Raw genomic sequence first — 21,619 nt, forward strand, 5'->3', positions numbered from 1 at the left:
GTTTTTATAATTATAGAATTAACGACTCATCTCGATAGTTACCGGCCCTAACAGCCCGGATTTATACAAGGGCGAATTTTGGGTGTATGGATTATAAGTGGTATGCGTATAATGCTTACCATTGCCTTGCCTATCGCCGGTTAAACGGTTAGGCCAGCGATTAATCACTTCAATCTCCAGTTTATTTCCTTTTTTGTGTGCCGATGAAATATCGACTGCCCATGGTGCTGTCCACAAAACACCAAGATCTTTGCCGTTTAATTTTACGCGGGTAAGGTCATACACTTCGCCCAGGTTTAGCAATAATTTATCTCCTTTAGCCAGATTTATACTAGTGGGCAGGTCAAATGTTTTATTATAGACCGCCGTGCCCGAATAATACTTGATACCAGCATCACCATTTTGTGTCCAATCTGTTAAAGCATCAAATGCTATATTTTTCGGGCCGCCCCATTTCGGATCGAAAGAAACATTCCATGGCCCGGTTAAGGTTGCTACCTTGTTTATTGTAGCAAAGTTTTTGTGCCTGGTAGATGCAACAGCGGGGCTTTTAGCAAAGACAACAAAATAGCTTTGATAAGGCACTAATTGTAAGGGAATCGTAGTGCGCCCTGCGGTTTGTTTAAATTCTGGTAGCGTTATGATTTTACCGCTTACAGCATCCCACAGTTGCGGCGAACCATTTGCAATTCTGAAAGTTGCATCGGCATTAACTGATTGATTTGTTGTATTGGCGATGAAATAAGCATCCCAATTTTCACCAGCGCGATGCGTGTAACGGATAGGAGCGTCGGCCTTAAAATCTTCAGCGACACCCATACTTTTAAGGATGCGGGTAGTCACGCCATAATTTGGATAAAGATTGTCTTGTTGATAAGCCAGGCCGCCACCCCAAACCACTTCGCCCTTTCCGTAATTACGATAATAAAAGGTGGCCGCATCCGCCGGTATGTGATGAATACCCCAAATAGCATCTACCAGATGAGCGATCTGCGCATCGCATGCAGGGTAGTTAGCTAAGCTTGGCGATTTTATCGGCGGCATGCCAACAATCGTAGCACCATCTTTAACTAATTGTTCAATTTTGGTCAAGAGCGCCGGTGTCATTGTTGCTACCAAAGGCAGCACCAAAATGCGATAGCTGGCACCACCCGGGAAAATAACTTTGCCATTCTTTACACTCGCTTTGTATAATAGTCCCGGCGAACATCCGTCAAAATTATAACCACGACGGTCGGGGATAGTGTCATTACCCTGCAAGGCAGAAAATGGTGGCCTGAAAACATGCGGCGATCCTTCGGGTGTTAAATACAAAACATCGGCAACGGTATTGCCTTGTTGTAAAATATAGCTGCAACGGCTCACATATTCATGATAGGCACTTACCATTGGCCACCAGGTTTGGTTACGGTCCCAATGCACACCATATGGGCCCATCGTAGCGCCGGGGCGTAATGAGTCGGCCAAAAACTGATTCTCAAACGTGTGAAAAACAAACTGATTAATGCCTGCAGCAAATGCCCAGTCGCCCTGATTTTTCATGGAGCCGGGAAATTGTTTCCAGCTTTCATCGTTTTGTGCAGTGAATGATTCGGCAGGGGTGAGCGAACGCCCGTTAACGTGGGCTATCGAAGTAGCTTCAACCACGCTGAATGACGAATTAAAGCCAAAACCTTTGCTCCAGAATTCACTCATCGGTACGTCGGCCACCGCGCCAAGTTCCAGGTCCGCAGTGGGGTTCATGTCGTAAGGTTCAATAGAGAGTGTCATGCCGTTTTTATGAGCATATTTTTTTACCGCTTGCGCGTGATATTCTAATACCAATTCCTGCGATGTTTGGCGCAGATCCCATAAAAATCGTTCGCTTATTTCTTCGTTATCTACAATTTGACCTGCATAAACAGGGTAGAAGGGCTGTGGATCATAACCGCGACGTTTCATAAACTCGGCGCGGAAGTTACCCGTCCAATTCTGCGAACCCATTTCCCAGCTATCCATGTGCAGGCGTTTTAGTCCGCCTTGTAATTTGGGGTTGGCGCCGCCGGTTTTGCGTAGTAATTTGCCAATGTAGTTATCTAAATGGTTATTCAATGCAACTGTGTCAAACTTGTCCGACTCGAAGCCTAAACCCGGCACCGGGGCAGGGCGGGTAATGGCGCCATTGTTACGGCGGCCAAACCGCATAATTGTCCAATTACCATTGGGCGGTACCCAATCCAGCGTACCGTCGGCTTTTAAATATTTGGTTAAATCGATAATCTGTTTTTTGTCGACAGCCGTTTGTTTATCTGCAGAATATTCGGCCAGTGAAGGCAAATACTGTTTTACCCCAGGTGCAGACGAATAAGGCGCACGGTAATACAAAGCTTTTTCGTCAATGTCAGCTATCTTTTTACTTTCGGCGGGTGTGGGATAAGCCAACACGGCTACATCCTCATAAAATGCATTCCATTGAGCTTTTAGCTCAGGCGTGAAGGCGCCATCGCCAAAATAAGGCGCTTTGGGTGATGGTACCGGTAATATTATTTTATCTTTTTGGCCGCTCTTTACCGTGATAGCGCTTGAAACCAGGTGCTGCATGGACTCCTCCGGTTTTACCCAGGGGCCGCCGCTGCCAGTCCATCCGGGGCCTATGCCTAATGTTATGGTGATACCCAGGCGCTCGCTTTCGCGCACCGCGTGTTTAAAAAGTTCCTGCCATTCGTTACTTAAAAAATCGACTTTGCCACGGGGTACGCCCACATTTACTTCTAAAAATATCACATTGCCAATGCCCGCTTTTTTCATCGACTCCAAATCTTTCGTTATCGACTCTGCATTCATATTGCCATCCATAAAATACCAGTAAACGCCGGGTTTGGCAGATGCAGGCGGATTAAGAAACCCGGCTTTTAAAGCTGCCGCTGTTGGATTGGTAATATTTTGAGCCTGAGTTATAGCAGCGATAATAAAGAATAGAACACTAAGGAGGTTTTTTTTCATATAGATATAAGCGTCCGATATTGCCGGAAGCAATTAATGGATAATTGGCAATGGCTAATATAGGCAAATAACAAAATGATGAGCAACCTATACTGTCTGTTATGCTTGATGGAAGCAAATAATTGGGTAATGTCACACAGAAAAATTACCTTTAATCAAGTTTTTAATGATTTGAAAAAGATAATACCTCTGGTAGTTGTAACACTTTTTGTAATAGCATGTAAAAAGACCACATTACCTGCTATTAAGCGCCAGTATTATTTTAGTAATGTCCTTATTTTAGGCAATAGTATAACACGCGCCAAAACAGATCCCGTCTATTCATGGACAGGTAATTGGGGAATGGCTGCGACTGTAGCAGACAGCGACTATGTACACATATTAAGCAGAAAGTTTTTGGCGCTAAACAATAGGTGCGATACTGCGGCTACAAACATAGCCGGTTTTGAAATATTCCCTGAGGCTTATAGTATCGATGATAGTTTGAGAAGTTATCGTGATAGTAAGCCGGACCTGATCATCATTAGGATAGGTGAGGACGTGCCTGCAGATTTTGACTCGGTAGTGTTCAATAAAAGGTACTCAGACCTGATCACTTATTTCAAGACAGGTAATCCTGATGTACATATTTATGCAGTAGGCTCATTCTGGACAGGCAGAACGGCTATAGATAACGTCATGAAAAAGTATTCGGCGTTTGTGTCTTTAAGTAAATTAGGCGAAGACATGAGTAATTATTCCTGGGGCTTGTATCCTAACCCCGATGTTCAATTCCACCCCAGCAATAAAGGTATGCGAGAGATTGCCGCAGTGATATGGAAAGGCGTCGATTCCATCAGGAATACCATACCGCCACTTCCAGCGCCCTGAACCTGCTGTCAAATTTAATTAGATCTCTGCTGATGGCTTTTTGTTCAACCTGAATAATACCAGCATTACCACCACCGATAAAAGGATAAACACCAGGTAGCTATAACTTAAATTATGTTCGTCTTTGGCGGGAATAACCGCTACAACGATATAAGTAAGTAACGACAGAATAACGTACACCATTCCACCGGTTAAACCGCCTGACATAGCCGCATTTTTAGGAAAACGCCCCAGGCAATAGGTAAAATAATTATTGTAAGTAAAGCCCGCGCCTACATGTATCAGGAAGGCGAAGAACACCATAGCATACAGGTTGCTGATAAACCTAAAGCTTATAATCATTATCACCACAAAAGCCAGCTGCAATAAGATGTTGACAAATAATTTACCTACAAAAGGCCGGTTAATCAATGCCTTGCCAATAAATCCGCCTATCATCCAGGCTAAACCCAGTATCAATGAGCAATAACCTGCCACAACCGGGGTAAATTTAAAATGATGTTCGATGATGAAAGGCCCTGTCATGTTATACATAATTACCATGGAGTAAGCAAAACTTAACATGAGTATACCCAGACTAAAGGTTGTTGTTTTGATCATTTCTGCGTATAGCTTAGCTATCTTTTTCAAATGAAATTCCGCAGGGGTTTTGATGGTTTCGCCACTATAAATTATTTCCAGCACCATAATCACAAAGGCCATAGCAGCCAGGAAATAGAAGTTTGATTGCCAGCCCCAGGTATTTTGAAAATATCCGCCCAAAAAAGGCGCAACAATAGGGCCCGCCGACCAGATAATGGTAAACATGCTGAGGTAATGCTTTCGCTGATCGCCTTCATAAACATCAACAAAATAAGCGCGTTTAGCCACTACAATCATGGCTACGGTGATACCATGAATAATACGCATGGCATAGATCAAATAAATATTACGGGTGATGGCAATAACTACACTGGCCAAAATAAATACCACAAGTGCACCCATGCTAAAGCGATACCGACCATAAGAATCAAGGATGCTTCCTAAAAAAAGTTGAGAGGTGCCATAGCTGATCAGAAACAGGGTCAGGGTTAATTGTACCTGTATACTGCTAATGTGCATATCGGCACCCATGCTGGGTAATGACGGTATATAAATATCAGTAGCAAAACCGGAGAGCGGAAGCAAGGCAAAAGCCAGTACGGTAGAAATTCGCTGGTTTTTGAGTTGCGGAGTTGTTATGGCAGATGTTGTAAGCATTGCCGCAAAAGTAAGAATAGCCGCGGTGGAGTTTGTTGGCTTAAGGTAAAGAAAGACTTTACCTGTACTGCTAAATTTTGTTAAGCGCGGATTTTCTCAATCCGGCACTTAACATATTCAGATCGTATATAGCAGGATCGGCTACGGTGTTTTGGTAACATTAACCGCGCTGATGCCTTTAGGTCCCTTCTCAACGGCGAAGTTCACTTTATCATTTTCTTTAGCAGGATACGCCAGGTTATTAATGTGAAAGAACACATTTTCCTGTGTTTTCAAATCGCGGATAAAACCGTAGCCCTTACTGGTGTTGAAAAAGCTGATGATACCGCTTTTAACCGCATCTTCTGGTTCGGCTACCTGTTTAGGTGTAGCAATCTGTATGGTTTCCGCCTGTATCAAAGTTGGTTTTCTGTACACGGGTGGCGTGTTGGTTATATTACCATTTTCGTCTACATAAGCCATCATTTCTTCAAGGCCTTTGCCCTTGTCAGAATTTTCCTTGCGCTGCTCGGCTTTTTCTTTTTTCTCCTGATGTTTTTTCAGGCGTTTTTTTTCTTTTTCTTTTTTATTGAATGTTTCGTTGGATTTCCCCATGCTGTATTATATAGTTTAATTGAAATATATTAATTGAAATACGGTTAAAAACAAAACACCCGCCCCAGAAGGGCAGGTGTTTCCGAGTAAAATCTTATAGCGATGATTAAATTACTTTTACGTTTACTGCGTTTAAGCCCTTTTTACCGTTTTCCACGTCAAAGCTAACTCTGTCGTTTTCTTGGATTTGGTCAATAAGGCCTGTTGAATGAACAAAAACTTCTGTCTTTGTGTCATTTTGTGAAATAAATCCGAAACCTTTCTGGTTATTGAAAAATTTCACTGTTCCTTCTTTTTGCATTGTTATTGTTTTTAATTAAGTGTGCAAGATAGGCTTAAATATTGGTATATTTTTACTTTTAGTCAAATTATTGAAAATAAATTCAATAGGAATAACAAATAGTAAAATACTTTGACAATACTGGCGTTTAATACGTACATTGCCTCAACACTGGCTTCATCACCACTTAGACTTTACCCCTCAACTGATTCAGGTGATTTTTAAGCTCTTTAAATTATAAATCCGAATCAGGTTAGTATTATGAGCAACGAAAAAGCCCTTGGGGCAGGTGCAGAAGCGCAACAACGTTTAACCAGCCAGGTTAATATGTTTATTTTTGATTTAAAGAACGAAGCTGTAGAACACGGCTTTAAAACCGGCGAGTCCTGGAACCTGGAAATGGTTTCTGATGCCGAAATAACAGGTTTAAAAAGATCCCATCATCCGGTAATATTACTTCGGCCTAAACCTGATACTTTATTAAAGGTATATCAGCAGGTGAAAGAAAAACTGCAGCAAGCGCTTAATAAAACAGAAGACGCTTTTACAGAAATAGATCTGGTACGCGATGGGAAAATAAATATTGCTGCTTATCCTTCACGCATCTCCCGCAAGTAATCATCAATTACTCATAGCTTAATTTATTTTAATGGCTTTTTTAAATGAAGTTTTACAACCGCCATCATACGGTTGGACAGACGAAAGCGGTGACCTTGTGCGTCCCAGCAAACAGCAAATCCTGACGGAGTTTTTTTCAAGACTAAACATATTTCGCGACAGGAAAAATTGGCTGCCTTTTTTTAGTTGGTTCAAAATACTGTGTCTGGTGCCTTTTGTTATCCTGTTTTTAGTGAAATTCTTTTCTGTGTATACACTGCTTGCCGTTTTTGTATATGGTATGATAGTTATGGGTACCCATGGCACGGTATGGCATCACCGTTATTGTACACATGGTGCTTATAAATTCAAAAATCGTTTTTGGCGCTTTATAACGCAGCAGCTTACACTTAACATCATTCCCGAGGAAATTTATGTGATCTCGCATCACGTGCACCACGCATGCTCAGATCAGCCCGGCGACCCCTACAACGCGCAGGCAGGTTTCTGGTATTGTTTCCTGGCCGATGTCAATCATCAACCTATAGCCAAAGACTTGAGCGAAGCAGATTATGGCCGCGTTCAAAAATTAATGGCGCATACGGGTGTTAAAGGCAATACATATAAGCAGTATCAATATTGGGGCTCGTATGTAAACCCGGTACATGCCACTACGGTTTGGTTATTGAACTGGGCCTTTTGGTACGGGATATTTTACCTTTTAGGTGGGCACGCTTTAGCCTGTTCGCTTTTTGCCGCTGCCGGTATTTGGGCGGTAGGTGTGCGTACCTTCAATTATGACGGCCACGGCCACGGTAAAGACAAACAACGCGAAGGCGTTGACTACAACACTAAAGATAAATCTATTAACCAGGTGTGGCCTGGTTTGGTGGCAGGCGAGTGGCATAACAACCACCACCTTTACCCAAAAAGCGCACGCAGTGGTTTTAAAAAATATCAGTTTGACATGGCCTGGCAATACATCAGGTTTATGCACAGAATAGGTGCCGTGAGCAGCTACAGGGATGATAAACGATCTTTCTTGGATAAATACATCAACATAAAGCCTGTAGTTATAGCAGCAGTAGTACCGGTACCCGTACATGAGACAACTTAAAATTACGCCTACTATCACTAACCGTGATAGCAAGTCGTTAGACCAATACCTGAGCGATATCAGCAAGATAAGTATGGTTACCCCCGACGAGGAGGTGACGCTTACCCGCAAGATCCGTGAGGGCGATCAGGCTGCATTACATAAACTTACCCAGGCTAATCTGCGCTTTGTGGTGTCGGTTTCTAAAAAATTCCAGAACCAGGGGCTTACACTTAATGATTTGATTAGCGAGGGTAATATGGGGCTGATCAAAGCCGCGCATCGTTTTGATGAGACCAAGGGTTTTAAGTTTATTTCGTACGCAGTATGGTGGATTCGTCAGGGGATTTTACAGGCCATTGCCGAGCAATCGCGGATGGTGAGGTTACCCATCAACCAGATTGGGTCACTATCCGCATTACATAAAACATTCTCACGTCTTGAGCAGGAGTTTGAGCGCGAACCCTCTGTAGAGGAGCTGGCTGATGCGATGGAAAGAACTATTGAAAACGTTGCCGATGTAATGAGTAAATCCGGCCGACAGGTATCCTTAGATGCGCCTTTTGGCGATGAGGGTGAAAACTCGCTGCTTGATGTAATTGCGTCGTCTGACCAGTCAGCCGACCATGGACTGATGATGGAATCGTTATCGCATACCCTGAAAGATGCTTTGATGCACCTGTCAGAACGTGAACGTTCTGTGCTGACGTTATTTTACGGCATTGGCCGGCCGGAGGCTTTAACGTTAGAGGACATCGGCGTTAAACATGGGCTTACCCGCGAACGTGTTCGCCAGATAAAAGATAAAGCGCTTACCTACCTACGCCATTATGCCAAGAAGCATGACCTGGTGAAGTTGCTGGAAGTGTAATTCCTGCCGATACATTGCCCGCAACTAATTTGGTTACAGATTTGCTGTGTCTTTCCTAAATTGCGCCCCAAAATAGCTACCATGAACATTTGCCGTTACTTCTTTATTTCCTTAACGTCGTTAATATTATTTGCCTGCAAACAAAAAACTGATACTAGCTATGCCGGCAATAAGGTAACCGTCGATCCGGAACAATTGATCTTTCCAGGCAAAAGCGTTGGGTTGACCAAACTTAACGATGCGGGAAGTAAGGTGATTGAAAATTTGGGTAAACCCGACATATCTGACGCGGCAATGGGGAAGAGCGTGAATGTTTGGTATCCAGATCATAATAAAAAGGGGTATGCCATGCACATGTACTTCTCCACCAATATGGGAGTTGATGATACTGCCCGCGTGAAAGCTGTTCGCGTTACCTCGCCAACTTTTAAGACCAATAACCATCTGAATACCGGTGTGCTGATTACTGACGTCTCAAAGCAATATACGCTGAAAAATATCGGCATGTTTAAACTAAAGAATACCGACCGAACTATTTTTGACGACTCTTTAGCGGGCGTAGCTTTCGACACCGACCGTAGCGGCAATGTAATTGGCATTACCGTACATGAAACCGGCAAGAGCGCGTTAAATGCGTATATGGCTTTTTTTGGTGCTGTAAAATCGGATAAAAAATAAAATGGCTATCCGGTTGTTGTAACAAAGGAATCTTCCAAACATTTCGACAAAAATCTAATCTCCCAATCAGTCCAGTTTAGGTGAAAAGCGCTTTTTAAATATTTTGAAACAATTATATATTGTTCTTTCGTCAACTTAACTCCGCTTGTATTTGGTTTTATACCTGATTGTATCGAACCTAAAAATTTATTGAATTCTGTTACATCCATTTGTTTTAAATTAAATTAGAAATCAGCATATAACAGTTTTTACCTTCGGGCGGAGTTAGTCATGAATGGAGCCTCATGCGTCCGCATCGTAGACAATTAAAACCTGTTATATGAAAGGTAATAATTCCAATAAGTATTTAACGATACTTATTATTCTACTTAAAATAGCTCACCAATTGGTGTTGTATTATTTTAAGTAATTGCTTCAGCCGTCTGAGTTAACGCTCAGGCGGTTTTGTTATATACTGATTTCTAATAGTCTAAATTTAATAAGAACTACATCAATAAAAAGAATAAGTTTTCAATTATTGGTTTGCAATAAAATTCTTTCATTTATATTTAACCAAACTATTTTATATGGATAAATAACGACTCACAACATACTTCACCTTAAGAGTTAAGGTTATGTACATAACATTCTTCGCTATCGCCAAATTCCAACAATTAGCAACTGAAGCAACAAGAATGATTATAGTACGCTGCTATGGCGTAACTGTATCATTTTGCTTTGGTGGGCCGTTGGAAGCCTGGTGATGGCGTGATATTAGTTACGCCTATTTTTTTGACCTTTTTCACCAAATTCCAACAATGAAAAAATTAATCTCAATCTTATCAATCACCGCACTTTTATATTCTTGTCAAAATGATATAAGTTCAAATCCAACTACTCCACCAATCTTACAAGGGTTAACAGGACATTGGTTTTTACAGCCTATTGATAGACAAATAGCGGGCGATTGTGTAGAAACTAAAAGTACAATTTCTATCAATTTTATTGATAGTATTTATTGCAATGTCGAAATAACGAGTATTGGAGGTGATATATCTTTAAGCCGCAAGTATAAAATTGATAGTAATAAATTAGTATTTGAAAATCCTACCCTAAACACATCAGTGGATTATTATATAAAAATCAATAGTAAAGACTCAACCCTTACACTTTCAGAAGATGCACAGCAACTATTTAAATGTATCCCTTATAATCAAAAGACTAAGAGTTTGCTTTATTCAGAAAATACTTTGCAAAAACTGGAATTTTTATACCCAACTTTAACCGTAAAAGAACGGGAAGGACTACATTTTGAAGAAATAAATGGAAAACTACAACAGGTTGACTATAATAATGGTTCTGGTGAAATGACCTTAGATAAACTATTCTAAATAAACATAACATGAAACATTTTAACACCGAAACTCAATTACAATTAGTTGAGAAACTATCTAATCCTAAAAAATTTATAGATACCTATAATTTAATAGTTGATGATTTAAATCAGTTACAGGATGATAAAGTAAACGGAGTATTAAGTTCTTACTATAAAGACTTTGATATTAGTAGTCTTATTGATTTAAAGTTAGAAAATAACGAACCTCAATTTAAGTTTATAGCGAAGAATTTTGTTTATCCCGACAACAAGATTTTAGAATCTCAAATTGCAGTTATTACCAATAACTACGGTCTATCAATCGGGTATTAAATCTTCATGATAGGTTGCACTTTTTGCACCTGAAAATTTATCTACCAGTAATTCCAGAAGGAGTTTTAATGAAAACTTAAAATTACCTTCTGGAAATTGTATTTTAATTTGGTCAAGATTATGACATTCAATAATCTGATTGTTTACTTCTATTTTTGAATTGTTTGAATTTTCCATACTTAAATTTAAATATTAGTAATGTTGAAAAAGAAAAAGATTTAAAAATCAGATAGTTAGTATCTTTAACTTATGAAAAATGAAATAATAATAGTAGCGGATTATTCAAATAGAATGGTTGACTTTAAAGTAAGTGATTTAATAAGTTATGTTGACAGCGGAGTGAATACAACTAACATTTGGGTAAAGGATGAAAGTCTGGAAAGAAAAAAGCGGTTTTATAAGTTATCAATCTCTATAACTGGTTTTGAAAGCATTTTATATAGTAAATGCAATTAATACCATGTATCTTTTGCTCCTGCAACTATCATTCTGTCGAATAGATCAGTCTGAAAATTACGGCGGTTGAGTTTATAACAAAATTCATTGAGGTAATTCTGTAAATAGTCTTTACCGATTGAATGATGTACGCCTAAGAATTGACGTTTTGAATTTGCAATGACTGTATGTACCCAAGGCAGGGTTTTATGTGCTTCTTTAGGCGGTACAATGTTTTTAATATGCTTTGCAATTACATCAGTTGACCTTGAATATCCTCTCCACCCATCTGTTACTATTGTTGATGTAGGATCTAGTGATTTTTTCAGTTCATAATTGATACCAGTTGATGATAAGTCATCTATTGTAACCATTTTTACGAAACCCATTACTCGTTTTTTACGGTATTTATCAGTAGATGGTTGAGGGTTAGGAAAAGACTCTACCATGACCAGTACTTTCATTTGTTTAGTTGAACCCCTACCTCTTTTTTGAGCTACTTCTTCACGTATCAAATTACCTAAATGATCTTTTTCGGGCAAAGTTACTACTTCATAAAACCCCTCATCCACTTCAATCTCGCCTTGTAGTTGATACCTCATATCTCGCTTACCCATTGATTTGCGTATTTTTTGCATCATATACCAAACCGGTTCGTAGTTATCCATCCCGAGTTGCCTTTGTATTTCGAGTGCTGAAAATGCTTTCTTGGTACTGGTCATCAGATGTATGGTCATAAACCAGTAGCGGACAGGAATATGTGATTTTTCCATGATAGTTCCTGCTCTTAGGTTTTGACAAGACCCACATGTTTTACATTTCCAAAGTTCACGAGTGCTAATCCAGTAGTGTGTTATACCACCACAGTTACATGTTACACCTTCTTGTTCACGTTTAGTTTTTAGATACTGGCGGCAAGAATTCTCATCAGGAAAACGGGTATTAAAGTCAAGCAAATTCATACGATTATTAACGATTTTATACTTAAATATAACAAGAAGTCTTCTGATAGACAACCAGTTACACGAAGATAATTCGGTAAAATGCGAGAAAAACAATTTATTTTGAGATAGTTGAGGAGACCAAGAAACTGTGGTTGTTAAACCGTGCCCGTGTGCGTAACGAAAAATTATTCTGGCAAATTGTGAATACTACGATACCCTTGCTTTAGTGTTAATAGTTGCTATTTTTCAACAATACTAAAATAAAAGAAGTTTTTTATAAATGGTAAAGTATCTTTGAGGTACGATACAAAGGAAAACCCCTAACAGACAGGAAAGCTTAAATGTAAAGCGCGCGAAGTAAAAGCGCAAAAATCCAAATCTATCGGGGGCTCGAGTCTCCTAGTGGCCGTCAACCGTGTATTAAAAGGCGTTCAGAGCTTCAGACCTCTGGGCGTCTTTATAGTTAATAGACTAACTATACCAACAAAATTATAAATTTAAATTTATAAAACCTACTAAAATGTGTAATAATTATTACACATTTTGCCTCTTCACCCTGTAATAGATTTTAGACTTATCAAATGCCAAAGTGTTTGATTAAGCGATTTTCTTTGTAAAGATCCCTGAAAGTATTAGTAGTACTTTCAGGGGAGGTATCGTAAGTCAATAATCTTTAAAAAATGAAAAAGTTTATCGAACAGAACTTTAACGAAGAAATGAATACGCCCGATCTTGGTCAGCATATCGACAAAGATTTTAGTTATATTAGAATTCTTACTATTTATTTAGACATATTACCTGTTCCCCTTTTGTTACAACAACCGGATAGTCATTAAAAATAAATATGTCATTTCGACCAACGGGAGAAATCTATACACACGCAATACCAAGCATGTGTATAGATTTTTTCGCTACGCCAAGAGAATAGTTCTCACTACGTTTGAGATGACATTTGTTAAAATTTATACTGATCGTCAGACACGTGTTCCATCCAATCTACCACTTTACCGTTTAAGTTTTCTTGTATAGCAATATGGCTCATGCCATTGGTAGCCGACGCGCCGTGCCAGTGCTTTTCATTTGCTTCAAACCAAACAACGTCACCCGGATGTACTTGCTCAACTGGCCCGCCTTCGCGCTGTACCCAACCCAATCCTGAAACGATGATCAATGTCTGACCCAGGGGATGAGTATGCCATGCTGTCCGTGCCCCTGGTTCGAATGTTACAGTAGCAGCAACACCACGCCGCGACTGATTGGCATCAAATAAAGAATCTATTCTAACTAACCCCGTAAACCAATCGGCAGGGCCTTTTGCTGATGGCTTTGTACCTGTTCTCGTAATTTCCATTTAATTATCTACAAATGTTATGATGCGTTGTTTTGAGTTAGCCCATTAATCCAAAATTAAAGATCATCAAGCTATATCGTCACTCAACTTATCGGCAATTTCGCGGATACTTTTATCCAGATCATTGGCGGCGCTAAGCAGGTGTGCTTCAGATTCAAGGTATTCCTGGTGCCTGTCATCGGCTTGGCTAATGGTGTCTATGATGCCGAGTATGTTGGACAGGTGCCTCCTGATCTCATGCGAGTTGATAAACGACAATTCACTACGCTTGCTTTCAAAAAGCAGTCGTTCAAATTTTCTTTTCTGCTGATTATTGCGGTATAACATAGCGCCAACAACCAATACCAGGCTCACAGTAACTACACCAAAGATCAACCACAAACGCTCGCGTTTAAAGCCGCCTTCACGGCTAATGTAGCTGCTTTGCATATCGTCCAGCCTTAGCCGTGCGGCTATAGTATCTACTTCTACTAAACGTATAATTTGCATTTTGGCTTGTTGAAGCGCCTCGTCAAATCTTCGGATAGCGAGATCTTTTTCTGATTTGGCTAAGGCTATACGGCCGAGCATTTCATACAAGGGGAGGGTTACCTCCGGGTGGTTTTGTAAAGCCTGGTCGGCAATTAGTTGCCGTGCCACTACACGTGCTGAGTCTACCTGCCCGCTGTGATAAAGCGCATTGGTCAGGTTCTGATCGTCGGTCAGATCATACGCATAGCTGGGGTCTTTCTTTAATTTAGCCAGTAGTTTAACTGCATCGTTGTAACGCGCCTGTAAGAGATAGAGCATATAAATGCTTCGTTGCTGGAAGCTGTATAAGCGCGAACTGGATATTTTGAGATCGAGTAACAGCCGGCTGTATTTAGCCAGCGAATCTACCGATTCTGTACTGAAATAATTTTCGACTTTGTTAACCAGTATCATCATGTTGAGATCGGGCTCATTCAATTCCCGGCGGTGCATTAATGCCCTGGCCTGGTCAAGGTAATGCAAAGACTGCCCGTATAGCTTATTGCGATGATAAATATCCGAGATATTGATATCCACCAGGATCTGCAGGTAAGCATCATTTAGTGTGGTAGCTTCGTTTCGCGCCTGGCGAAAGCTGGTTACGGCTTCTGTAGTATTGCCCTTTAAGGCTTGCAGAAACGCCAGTTGGGTGAAACAGCCGTAAAGTAAATAATGATCATCTGCCCGGTCTGCCAGTGAGATGGCACGCACCAGCACTTTTTCTGCCTCAACATATTGCCTTAACTGCATGCGATACATAGTTTCGACGAAAAGGCCAAGCGACCCGGCATTTGGCACCGGGAAAGCCGCCAGCACACTATCAAGGCTCTTTTTGGCAGCGGGCAAACCGGCAGGCAGGCGCCCACTAAAATAATAACGGATTGACAAGATCAGCTGCCTTTCTTTGTGCGGCCCGTTCTTTTGTTGCAGAATAGTTAACAAGCTGTCTGTGCCCACCAGATCCGTTGCCTTGCCCGGTCTAACCAAAAATAGGTTTAATAGCAGTATAAGGTAGATTTTTCTCGTCATGATAATTATCTACGCTAATCTACAATCATTACGGTTTAAAAAAAAGCAGATTGCTTGTTAGTTAAGTTTTATTTGGATGAGGAGAAATTAAGTTAGCACGAGCATGCAACTTGGACTTGGGCTGCAGTCTCGTGCCGACGAAGGTGCGAATTTATTTTAAAGAATATTGAACAGAAAGAAAACCAAGTAATTGCGGGTGTTTTACGTCATATTTAATAGTTATCGGAAGCCAAAATTGGTCGTTGATTTTAATTCTTGGCGCAACGCTTGCATCAAATGTATCGGGATGCTCTTTTTCGTATAACGGGCCTTGTGTATGTACGTAATCAAATGCCGGTTTAACCTCAAAACTTTTAGAAATTTTAAAGTTCTTCCCGAAAGCAGTCGTGAACACTTTACGAACGAGCGTACTCTGTGTTTTAGATGTATCTGCACTCCAAACATAATTCGCACTTAGATCAAAAGGCACTTTGCCGAGGTAAAAGGTAAATTCAGAAGAAACAGTTAGCGAGTTTTGTTGCGATTTGACAAAATCATAACTATCATTTGCAGAGAAGGTTAAAGTTGGCTTTTTTGCTAATTTGTCTGCTAAAGCACTTTGTAATGCATTGGCCGGCATTAACAATGTTTCAGGCTTCACATTTTTGAAATTCAATTTGAGCTGCGCTATTAAAGCATCAGGGAGCGACTTTATTAAATCTTTGCTTGGATTATTTTCAAAAGTCTCGATAGCTGCTTTATATCTGCCATTTTCGACAAATTTATAATGCTGCATTATGATATTCACCGAATCGGATAAATCGAGTACGTTGCTTAGTGATTGATAATCTTTAACAGAAGCATTTTTGTTGTTTATAACAGCAAATTTGAAACCTGCATTGCCCGCGTCCAGGTGTATTTGGTTTTTTGAATTAGGGGTAGCTCCGATGTTTAGCTGTAAATTTCTGGCAAACCATTGCTTGCGATATTCGTAGTCTATAAAATTGGTATCGTTGTTAGCTACTTTTTTAAAGTGCAATAAAGTAAAAAGAGTAGGGCTTAAAGTGAGATCTGTTGACCCGTTTGTACCCAATAAATTAAGAAAAGCTCCACCCATACCGGTCCAGTTTTGCCGATCATTACCTGATGCGTCTTTGAATTTTTTTTCAACCAAAGAATTTAAAAATGCATCGCTGCTGATTTCGCCCTGCGTTTTAGGTTTTCCACTGTCTTGAGCCAGGCCTATAAATGCATAAGCGCTGATTATAATTGTTAAAACGTATCTTTTCATGGGGTTTGAAAGTTAAAAGAACCGTTTATTGATTGTGGATAGACAGCTGGAACCGGGGGATTAACGCCGCTTGCCCCCTGGATGTCAAACGTTAAAGTGCCTTGTGTATAACCGTTAATTGTTACATTATAACTGTTATCTGGTAGTTGCGAACTAAAATTAAAACTGTTATAATAATGATGGATCCAGACTACAGTAGAGCCTTGATAAAGAATAAGCGTTACGGCACAACCCGTCGCATTACTGAGTTGGCCAATAAATGTTACATTGTTCATGATGTAAAGGTTTAAGTTAATGGATTTATTTAATTAAGGTCTTCAATTCGTAAGCCAGCTCCAGGCTGTCGTTATCTGTTTTTACGATTAATTTAAAAGGTTCTTTCGTTCGTAATCTAAATCGGGCTATCCCGCTCGTTACAAATATTTTTGGTTTGCGGACAGCAAAAGTATCTGGAAGATGAAATACAACGCTTCCTTTTAGTGGCTTTACTTCATCCGTACTAATAATCTCATTATCAATAATATAATATCCAGTAAATAAAGGATCATTGGAGATATATACCGTCAATTTTCTATCGTCTTTAATAACGTAATTAGCGACTGGTGGTGCAGTTTTAACGGCTGTTAAACTAAGTTGGTTGTTTGTTGTAGCAGGCGCTGAGGCAGTAGCTGCCGCTTGTTCAGCGTCATTGTGCAACTGTTGCAAGGTGTTTATTCTGTCTTGAAAATCAACAGAGAATAAGCCTAAAAAATTGAAATCTTTTAAAGTGGGTAATAAAGCAAGTAGTAGAATAAGGAATAAACCGATATAGATGAATTTAAAAGCCGTGTCATTTTCAGACTTAATTAAATCGTCACTAAAGGGTTTATCATAAACTGGTTTTGAATTATTGTATGTTAATACTTTTTGTTTTGAATCAACATTGCCGACGGCATTTTGAGCAGATTTGGTGGTTTGTGTATTTGTCGTAATAGTTGAGTCTACTACCCCTAACAAATTGACCTTGACTCCATTTGTCCAGGTTAGGTGATTAATGCCGAAATAGATCATAAACAAAGCGAAAACGCCTATACCGATTTTTAATATGGCAGAAATAATTGAAGTTGACATGATAATGAGTTTTGGTTTATTAAAATTGCATTTTAATATTCTCATTGTCAATGATATACGATATTATAATTATTTAATTAAAAGTAAATCTCTGTATGATACAAGAAATCGTATCTCCCTACGTTAGCGATAGAAACGGATACCGGCCACGTGCCTAATGCCTTGAAGGCGTATGAGTGGATAGCGCGGCCCCGATTTTAATCGGGGCAACGCCATAAACTTATGATGTCTTGCTTGTGCTAAACTCAGATTAATCTCCTACCTTTAGGTATTCCTAACCAATCTCATGTTATATCACCAAAAACCAACCATAGGCTCAATATTAGCCGCCGCAATAAATTTCATAGCTCAAAACTGGAAACAACTCCTCATCTGCTATTTAAAGATCTGTACGTTATTTGTGTTGCCGGTTATTGTCTTCAATTACTTTAATCCTTTCCCTGTTTTGCCGCATGTAAAGCATGCATTTTATGAGACGCCCGATTTCTCTTTTGATTTGTCTTCCACAGAAATTATCAGGCGTGTGCTGGGAGGTATTGGCAGTGCGGCTATAGCGGTAATGACGTTAGTTTACATCCGTGTATATTTTGAGATTAAAGAGCAGCCGTCTGTTGCACAGGTTTGGGCCGGCTTTAAGGCCAAATATGTAGGCTGTTTGATAGCCTTTGCTTTGTTTAACATAGTGGTGCAGTTAGGTTTTAAGTTTTATTATCTCCCCGGCATTTATTTAATGCCGGTATCTTGTTTGTTTATGGCGATAATGGGATTGGAGGATTTGCCTTTATTAGGTGCAGTCAAAAAGAGCTTCGCCATGATTATAGATAGCTGGTGGTTAACTTTTGGCGCGGTTTTAATAACAGCACTTGCTTTGGCTATCCCGCTGGCAATTATTCATAAAACCACGGCGCTTACACTTACCAAACCGGCAATAGCGCTTATTGATATGCCGCTTACTTATATTTACGATTTTTTATTTGTGACTTTTTTTGTCGCCGTAACTTTTTGTTATTTAGCGCTGAGCGGGCGGGTTGCTACAACGGTGACTTCGGTAGAAACGGATGATTTAGACCCGCTTGAAGCGGACTGAAAATATAGGTGAATTGCTCGATTAGCTTATCGCTTGTTTAACGCTCAATTGCCGCCAGGGGGCTGTGTCTTTTGTCTCTTAAGTGACAGCCTTAGCGGCAATTGAGTGCTATACGGGCGACAAAGTATGTATACCGCAAAACCAGGCACGAACTCCAACTCCTAATAAAAATCCAACCATTGCTTCCTTCATCAGAATAACCTAATTTCAAGCCTCATAAACCATTATGAAAAAGGCAGCCTGTTTATTCATCTTATTTTTTCTGTTCGTAACAGTAGAAGCCCAGGTACCTGATGGCAGCTGGTGGACCTTTTCGTACTCGCAAAGTCAGTCACTTGACGGTGGTTTATTGAACCTGCGCAGCCTGAATGAACATTTCGCCGGCGAGCATGGATTTATTCATTTAAGCGCAGACGGTAATGGCTTTATTAATGGTAATGGTAAGGAGGTACGTTTCTGGGCCTGCAATGGCGGCAGCCTGGCTGCTGAATTTGATGACAAAAAGCTGGATAGCCTGGCCTGTTTCCTGGCAAAAATGGGCGTGAATGTAATACGCTATCACGGCGCCATTAATCCACACGGTAAAAACACCCGGTTGATGGATGTTGACACCGCCGAGGCGCGCAATATTTGGCGCTGTGTGGCTGCTATGAAGAAACAGGGTATTTATACCATTATATCGCCATTTTGGCCAGCCAATGGCCATATGGGCGGCTGGATACCAAAAGAATGGGGCATTGATGGTTATAGCGGCAAGGACGATATGTGGGAGGTGCTGTATTTTAATGAGCGAATGAAAGCGGGCTATAAGGCCTGGGTGAAATATCTTTATACCACTCCAAATCCATATACCAAAGTTGCGCTGAAAGACGAACCCGCAGTAGCGGTGATACAGGTGATAAATGAAGACTCACCATTTTTCTGGACCATGAGCGGCATTAAACCGGCGCTGGCCAAAATGGTTGGTGCGCAGTTCTCTAAATGGTTAAGAAATAAATACGGCCAGCTGGCAAATATCAAAGACACTACCGACTTGCTGCCCATCTATAACATGACCTTACCGCAAGGTAAAAACGAAAACAGCAAACTACATGATCAGGTGGAGTTTTATGCCGATAATCAGCGCGCTTTTTATGATGATATGGTGCATTACTATCGGGAGGTGCTGGGCTGTAAACAACTGGTTAACGCGAGTAACTGGCGTACCGCGTCGCAAAGTCGTTTGCTGGATCTGGAACGCTGGACCAACAGTGGTGCCGACGTTATCGCGGTGAATAAATATTTTGATCCGCAACATAAAGGGCCAAACGCGGGCTGGAGGGTAGATCCCGGCGATTTTTATGGGTCGCCATCGGCATTGAAAAATCCGGCTGATTTGCCGACCAATGTTAAACACGTTGCCGGCCACCCCATGATGGTTACTGAAAGTGGGTGGAATTTACCAAACAGGTACCAAACCGAAGGCGCCTTACTGGTTGCCGCCTACGGTGGCTTAACAGGGCTGGATGCCTTTTTCTGGTTTACACCTACGGCAACTAATTACATGCAACAACCTTATTTCACTTTTCTGAACATACAAGGGCAGCACCCCTTAAACCGCTGGAGTACCTCGACACCGGGCGAAATAGGCATGTTCCCGGCAAATGCACTGATACAACGATTGGGCTATGTCAAAGAAGCTAAAATCCTCCAGGAGCGGCGAACCATGAAAAGTATGCTGAACCGGGAAGTGCCGTCCATTTTTGAGGAACAATCCTTTGACCCAAACCGGGATTTTGTGGTAGGCGATAATAACGACCAGGGGAAGTTTTCGCCGCTTACTTTTTTGACAGGTGGTATATCGGTTGTTTATGACAGCAAAATGGATACGGTTCAGGTATCAGCAAATCTGAACAAATTGATCGATCTGAAAGCCTCGAAAGTCACATCCGTAACGGGAGAGGAGCAACTGGATTACAAAACGGGCATATTTATCCTGAACACGCCTAAGGCAAAAGCAGTGTCGGGCTTTTTAAACGTTAAAAAGACATTCAATTTAAATGAGATAAGCATTACATCCAATAATGAATATGCTACTATCGAACTGGTGAGTATGGACGGAAAGGATCTTAGTCAGTCAAAAAAAGTATTGCTACAAGTAGGCACTATTTTTAGGCCAACAGGCTGGAACGAGGAGCCCGCTACGTTTAATGATAATCATAAATTGATGCAGGGCTTTAAAATCATTAATACCGGTAAAATGCCTTGGTTAGGTATGCCGGCTAATGGCAGCATCAGCCTAAAAAATAAATTGATAAAAAAAGCAATACAACTCAATGCAGCCGGTTTTGCTGTTAAAATGCTTGATCTACAAACAAATGGGAGCACTGTAACCCTCCAATTGCCACCGGATGCATTTTATATTTTGTTAGAGAAATGAGCGGTAAACTGAAGCTGCCGACTCTTTAATTTTAATAATTTAATGAGTTCTAAACTTTCTCTTCTTTGCTTAGTCGAAAAAATAAAGTAAATCCCGAACCATGAAAAAGTATTTATTTATGCTGATACTTGGCTTTACCACCATTGCGGCATCTGCACAAAAACATAAATTGACTATCTACAGTCGCGCTAATAGCTCAAATTGTACGGTAGATTACACTGATTATGACAAACTTTATCCTGACAGTATAAAGTCCATAGTGATGATCGATTACAAAAAAAAATATCAACTTAAAAACATCAACACTTTATTGTTAAGGATGAACCTGGACGGCTGGAAGCTGGTTAGCACAATTGCCGATGCAAATGGGGCTTTTGGGAATGTATATACTGTCACCCAATATTTAATGAGTAAAGAAATTTTGTTGGATGACGCCGCTATGATGTTATATATCCAAAATTTAAAAAGCTTGAAATAAGAAAGCGTGCCAGTTAAAAAAGCACCGTAATCAAAATCAATCCGGATCTACCTATAGGATTGTTACATGCCGGGATTTAATATCCCAGGTTA

General features: G+C 40.5%; 23 protein-coding genes. 11 read left to right on the top strand and 12 right to left on the bottom strand.

Translation table 11 applies throughout. The features are described from left to right. Nucleotides 1-18 precede the first annotated feature (18 nt). The gene (locus tag HB679_RS03610) at nucleotides 19-2,982 is read right to left on the bottom strand and encodes a glycosyl hydrolase (RefSeq protein ID WP_214070566.1); all 2,964 of its coding nucleotides are present in this window, start codon (nucleotides 2,980-2,982) and stop codon (nucleotides 19-21) included. Between the two features lie 129 nt (nucleotides 2,983-3,111). Here HB679_RS03610 and HB679_RS03615 point away from each other — a divergent pair, with 129 nt between their 5' ends. Continuing rightward, the gene (locus HB679_RS03615) at nucleotides 3,112-3,852 is read left to right on the top strand and encodes an SGNH/GDSL hydrolase family protein (RefSeq protein WP_214070567.1); all 741 of its coding nucleotides are present in this window, start codon (nucleotides 3,112-3,114) and stop codon (nucleotides 3,850-3,852) included. Nucleotides 3,853-3,870: 18 nt separating this feature from the next. On the opposite strand, the gene HB679_RS03620 is transcribed toward HB679_RS03615, so the two are convergent. The 3 genes from HB679_RS03620 to HB679_RS03630 form a co-directional block, all read right to left on the bottom strand. Continuing rightward, on the bottom strand, nucleotides 3,871-5,091 hold the full coding sequence (locus tag HB679_RS03620; protein ID WP_214070568.1) for an MFS transporter: 1,221 nt from the start codon (nucleotides 5,089-5,091) through the stop codon (nucleotides 3,871-3,873). A gap of 141 nt (nucleotides 5,092-5,232) precedes the next feature. After that, complete coding sequence (locus tag HB679_RS03625) at nucleotides 5,233-5,685, bottom strand: cold shock domain-containing protein (RefSeq protein ID WP_214070569.1); 453 nt, start codon at nucleotides 5,683-5,685, stop codon at nucleotides 5,233-5,235. A gap of 106 nt (nucleotides 5,686-5,791) precedes the next feature. Next, nucleotides 5,792-5,986, bottom strand: coding sequence for a cold shock domain-containing protein (locus HB679_RS03630; RefSeq protein ID WP_214070570.1), 195 nt, complete (start codon nucleotides 5,984-5,986; stop codon nucleotides 5,792-5,794). Nucleotides 5,987-6,226: 240 nt separating this feature from the next. Between HB679_RS03630 and HB679_RS03635 the strand changes: the two genes are divergently transcribed. From HB679_RS03635 to HB679_RS03650, 4 genes are all read left to right on the top strand, one after another. Next, nucleotides 6,227-6,583 carry a hypothetical protein gene (locus tag HB679_RS03635; protein WP_214070571.1) on the top strand — a complete coding sequence of 119 codons (357 nt, stop codon included), beginning with the start codon at nucleotides 6,227-6,229 and terminating at the stop codon, nucleotides 6,581-6,583. A gap of 31 nt (nucleotides 6,584-6,614) precedes the next feature. Further along, nucleotides 6,615-7,679 carry a fatty acid desaturase gene (locus HB679_RS03640; protein WP_214070572.1) on the top strand — a complete coding sequence of 355 codons (1,065 nt, stop codon included), beginning with the start codon at nucleotides 6,615-6,617 and terminating at the stop codon, nucleotides 7,677-7,679. Beyond that, nucleotides 7,666-8,529, top strand: coding sequence for an RNA polymerase sigma factor RpoD/SigA (locus HB679_RS03645; protein WP_214070573.1), 864 nt, complete (start codon nucleotides 7,666-7,668; stop codon nucleotides 8,527-8,529). Before HB679_RS03640 ends, HB679_RS03645 begins: the two co-directional genes overlap by 14 nt. An 81-nt stretch (nucleotides 8,530-8,610) precedes the next feature. Beyond that, nucleotides 8,611-9,207 (top strand): hypothetical protein, encoded by a 597-nt coding sequence (locus HB679_RS03650; protein ID WP_214070574.1) that lies wholly within the window; start codon nucleotides 8,611-8,613, stop codon nucleotides 9,205-9,207. 5 nt (nucleotides 9,208-9,212) lie between these two features. On the opposite strand, the gene HB679_RS03655 is transcribed toward HB679_RS03650, so the two are convergent. Beyond that, nucleotides 9,213-9,416, bottom strand: a complete 204-nt coding sequence (locus tag HB679_RS03655; protein ID WP_214070575.1) for a hypothetical protein — start codon at nucleotides 9,414-9,416, stop codon at nucleotides 9,213-9,215. A 588-nt stretch (nucleotides 9,417-10,004) separates the two neighbouring features. On the opposite strand from HB679_RS03655, the gene HB679_RS03660 reads away from it, so the two are divergent. Together HB679_RS03660 and HB679_RS03665 are read left to right on the top strand one after the other, a co-directional pair. Beyond that, on the top strand, nucleotides 10,005-10,577 hold the full coding sequence (locus HB679_RS03660; protein ID WP_214070576.1) for a hypothetical protein: 573 nt from the start codon (nucleotides 10,005-10,007) through the stop codon (nucleotides 10,575-10,577). A gap of 11 nt (nucleotides 10,578-10,588) precedes the next feature. Continuing rightward, nucleotides 10,589-10,894 (top strand): hypothetical protein, encoded by a 306-nt coding sequence (locus tag HB679_RS03665; protein ID WP_214070577.1) that lies wholly within the window; start codon nucleotides 10,589-10,591, stop codon nucleotides 10,892-10,894. Here HB679_RS03665 and HB679_RS03670 read toward each other — a convergent pair. Then, nucleotides 10,880-11,071 (bottom strand): hypothetical protein, encoded by a 192-nt coding sequence (locus HB679_RS03670; protein WP_214070578.1) that lies wholly within the window; start codon nucleotides 11,069-11,071, stop codon nucleotides 10,880-10,882. The genes HB679_RS03665 and HB679_RS03670 overlap by 15 nt on opposite strands. A 72-nt stretch (nucleotides 11,072-11,143) precedes the next feature. Between HB679_RS03670 and HB679_RS03675 the strand changes: the two genes are divergently transcribed. Next, the gene (locus tag HB679_RS03675) at nucleotides 11,144-11,350 is read left to right on the top strand and encodes a hypothetical protein (RefSeq protein ID WP_214070579.1); all 207 of its coding nucleotides are present in this window, start codon (nucleotides 11,144-11,146) and stop codon (nucleotides 11,348-11,350) included. Here the strand turns inward: HB679_RS03675 and HB679_RS03680 are convergent. The 6 genes from HB679_RS03680 to HB679_RS03705 all read right to left on the bottom strand — a co-directional run bounded on the left by HB679_RS03680 (nucleotide 11,347) and on the right by HB679_RS03705 (nucleotide 17,543). Continuing rightward, nucleotides 11,347-12,291 (bottom strand): IS1595 family transposase, encoded by a 945-nt coding sequence (locus tag HB679_RS03680; RefSeq protein ID WP_214070580.1) that lies wholly within the window; start codon nucleotides 12,289-12,291, stop codon nucleotides 11,347-11,349. The genes HB679_RS03675 and HB679_RS03680 overlap by 4 nt on opposite strands. A 937-nt stretch (nucleotides 12,292-13,228) precedes the next feature. Beyond that, nucleotides 13,229-13,624, bottom strand: a complete 396-nt coding sequence (locus HB679_RS03685; protein ID WP_214070581.1) for a cupin domain-containing protein — start codon at nucleotides 13,622-13,624, stop codon at nucleotides 13,229-13,231. Nucleotides 13,625-13,690: 66 nt separating this feature from the next. Further along, nucleotides 13,691-15,163, bottom strand: coding sequence for a hypothetical protein (locus HB679_RS03690; protein ID WP_214070582.1), 1,473 nt, complete (start codon nucleotides 15,161-15,163; stop codon nucleotides 13,691-13,693). Between the two features lie 151 nt (nucleotides 15,164-15,314). Continuing rightward, complete coding sequence (locus tag HB679_RS03695) at nucleotides 15,315-16,433, bottom strand: hypothetical protein (protein ID WP_214070583.1); 1,119 nt, start codon at nucleotides 16,431-16,433, stop codon at nucleotides 15,315-15,317. After that, a complete protein-coding gene (locus HB679_RS03700) occupies nucleotides 16,430-16,708 on the bottom strand; it encodes a hypothetical protein (protein WP_214070584.1) in 279 nt (92 codons plus the stop codon). Before HB679_RS03700 ends, HB679_RS03695 begins: the two co-directional genes overlap by 4 nt. 25 nt (nucleotides 16,709-16,733) lie before the next feature. Further along, nucleotides 16,734-17,543, bottom strand: coding sequence for a hypothetical protein (locus HB679_RS03705; RefSeq protein WP_214070585.1), 810 nt, complete (start codon nucleotides 17,541-17,543; stop codon nucleotides 16,734-16,736). Nucleotides 17,544-17,829: 286 nt separating this feature from the next. On the opposite strand from HB679_RS03705, the gene HB679_RS03710 reads away from it, so the two are divergent. The 3 genes from HB679_RS03710 (at nucleotide 17,830) to HB679_RS03720 (ending at nucleotide 21,527) form a co-directional block, all read left to right on the top strand. Next, nucleotides 17,830-18,630 carry a hypothetical protein gene (locus tag HB679_RS03710; protein WP_214070586.1) on the top strand — a complete coding sequence of 267 codons (801 nt, stop codon included), beginning with the start codon at nucleotides 17,830-17,832 and terminating at the stop codon, nucleotides 18,628-18,630. A gap of 226 nt (nucleotides 18,631-18,856) precedes the next feature. Continuing rightward, the gene (locus HB679_RS03715) at nucleotides 18,857-21,049 is read left to right on the top strand and encodes a hypothetical protein (protein WP_214070587.1); all 2,193 of its coding nucleotides are present in this window, start codon (nucleotides 18,857-18,859) and stop codon (nucleotides 21,047-21,049) included. A 100-nt stretch (nucleotides 21,050-21,149) separates the two neighbouring features. Further along, nucleotides 21,150-21,527, top strand: coding sequence for a hypothetical protein (locus HB679_RS03720; RefSeq protein ID WP_214070588.1), 378 nt, complete (start codon nucleotides 21,150-21,152; stop codon nucleotides 21,525-21,527). Nucleotides 21,528-21,619: the final 92 nt, after the last annotated feature.

This window comes from Mucilaginibacter sp. dw_454, assembly GCF_018449775.1.
Taxonomy (GTDB): Bacteria; Bacteroidota; Bacteroidia; order Sphingobacteriales; family Sphingobacteriaceae; genus Mucilaginibacter.

What these genes read in the sequence shown, in the direction of transcription:
- HB679_RS03635 (WP_214070571.1), top strand. Translation starts at nt 6,227, where the DNA reads ATGAGCAACGAAAAAGCCCTTGGGGCAGGTGCAGAAGCGCAACAACGT.
- HB679_RS03650 (WP_214070574.1), top strand. Translation starts at nt 8,611, where the DNA reads ATGAACATTTGCCGTTACTTCTTTATTTCCTTAACGTCGTTAATATTA.
- HB679_RS03685 (WP_214070581.1), bottom strand. Translation starts at nt 13,624, where the DNA reads ATGGAAATTACGAGAACAGGTACAAAGCCATCAGCAAAAGGCCCTGCC.
- HB679_RS03700 (WP_214070584.1), bottom strand. Translation starts at nt 16,708, where the DNA reads ATGAACAATGTAACATTTATTGGCCAACTCAGTAATGCGACGGGTTGT.
- HB679_RS03640 (WP_214070572.1), top strand. Translation starts at nt 6,615, where the DNA reads ATGGCTTTTTTAAATGAAGTTTTACAACCGCCATCATACGGTTGGACA.
- HB679_RS03705 (WP_214070585.1), bottom strand. Translation starts at nt 17,543, where the DNA reads ATGTCAACTTCAATTATTTCTGCCATATTAAAAATCGGTATAGGCGTT.
- HB679_RS03655 (WP_214070575.1), bottom strand. Translation starts at nt 9,416, where the DNA reads ATGGATGTAACAGAATTCAATAAATTTTTAGGTTCGATACAATCAGGT.
- HB679_RS03645 (WP_214070573.1), top strand. Translation starts at nt 7,666, where the DNA reads ATGAGACAACTTAAAATTACGCCTACTATCACTAACCGTGATAGCAAG.
- HB679_RS03710 (WP_214070586.1), top strand. Translation starts at nt 17,830, where the DNA reads ATGTTATATCACCAAAAACCAACCATAGGCTCAATATTAGCCGCCGCA.
- HB679_RS03670 (WP_214070578.1), bottom strand. Translation starts at nt 11,071, where the DNA reads ATGGAAAATTCAAACAATTCAAAAATAGAAGTAAACAATCAGATTATT.
- HB679_RS03695 (WP_214070583.1), bottom strand. Translation starts at nt 16,433, where the DNA reads ATGAAAAGATACGTTTTAACAATTATAATCAGCGCTTATGCATTTATA.
- HB679_RS03620 (WP_214070568.1), bottom strand. Translation starts at nt 5,091, where the DNA reads ATGCTTACAACATCTGCCATAACAACTCCGCAACTCAAAAACCAGCGA.
- HB679_RS03630 (WP_214070570.1), bottom strand. Translation starts at nt 5,986, where the DNA reads ATGCAAAAAGAAGGAACAGTGAAATTTTTCAATAACCAGAAAGGTTTC.
- HB679_RS03660 (WP_214070576.1), top strand. Translation starts at nt 10,005, where the DNA reads ATGAAAAAATTAATCTCAATCTTATCAATCACCGCACTTTTATATTCT.
- HB679_RS03625 (WP_214070569.1), bottom strand. Translation starts at nt 5,685, where the DNA reads ATGGGGAAATCCAACGAAACATTCAATAAAAAAGAAAAAGAAAAAAAA.
- HB679_RS03680 (WP_214070580.1), bottom strand. Translation starts at nt 12,291, where the DNA reads ATGAATTTGCTTGACTTTAATACCCGTTTTCCTGATGAGAATTCTTGC.
- HB679_RS03675 (WP_214070579.1), top strand. Translation starts at nt 11,144, where the DNA reads ATGAAAAATGAAATAATAATAGTAGCGGATTATTCAAATAGAATGGTT.
- HB679_RS03615 (WP_214070567.1), top strand. Translation starts at nt 3,112, where the DNA reads ATGTCACACAGAAAAATTACCTTTAATCAAGTTTTTAATGATTTGAAA.
- HB679_RS03715 (WP_214070587.1), top strand. Translation starts at nt 18,857, where the DNA reads ATGAAAAAGGCAGCCTGTTTATTCATCTTATTTTTTCTGTTCGTAACA.
- HB679_RS03720 (WP_214070588.1), top strand. Translation starts at nt 21,150, where the DNA reads ATGAAAAAGTATTTATTTATGCTGATACTTGGCTTTACCACCATTGCG.
- HB679_RS03610 (WP_214070566.1), bottom strand. Translation starts at nt 2,982, where the DNA reads ATGAAAAAAAACCTCCTTAGTGTTCTATTCTTTATTATCGCTGCTATA.
- HB679_RS03665 (WP_214070577.1), top strand. Translation starts at nt 10,589, where the DNA reads ATGAAACATTTTAACACCGAAACTCAATTACAATTAGTTGAGAAACTA.
- HB679_RS03690 (WP_214070582.1), bottom strand. Translation starts at nt 15,163, where the DNA reads ATGACGAGAAAAATCTACCTTATACTGCTATTAAACCTATTTTTGGTT.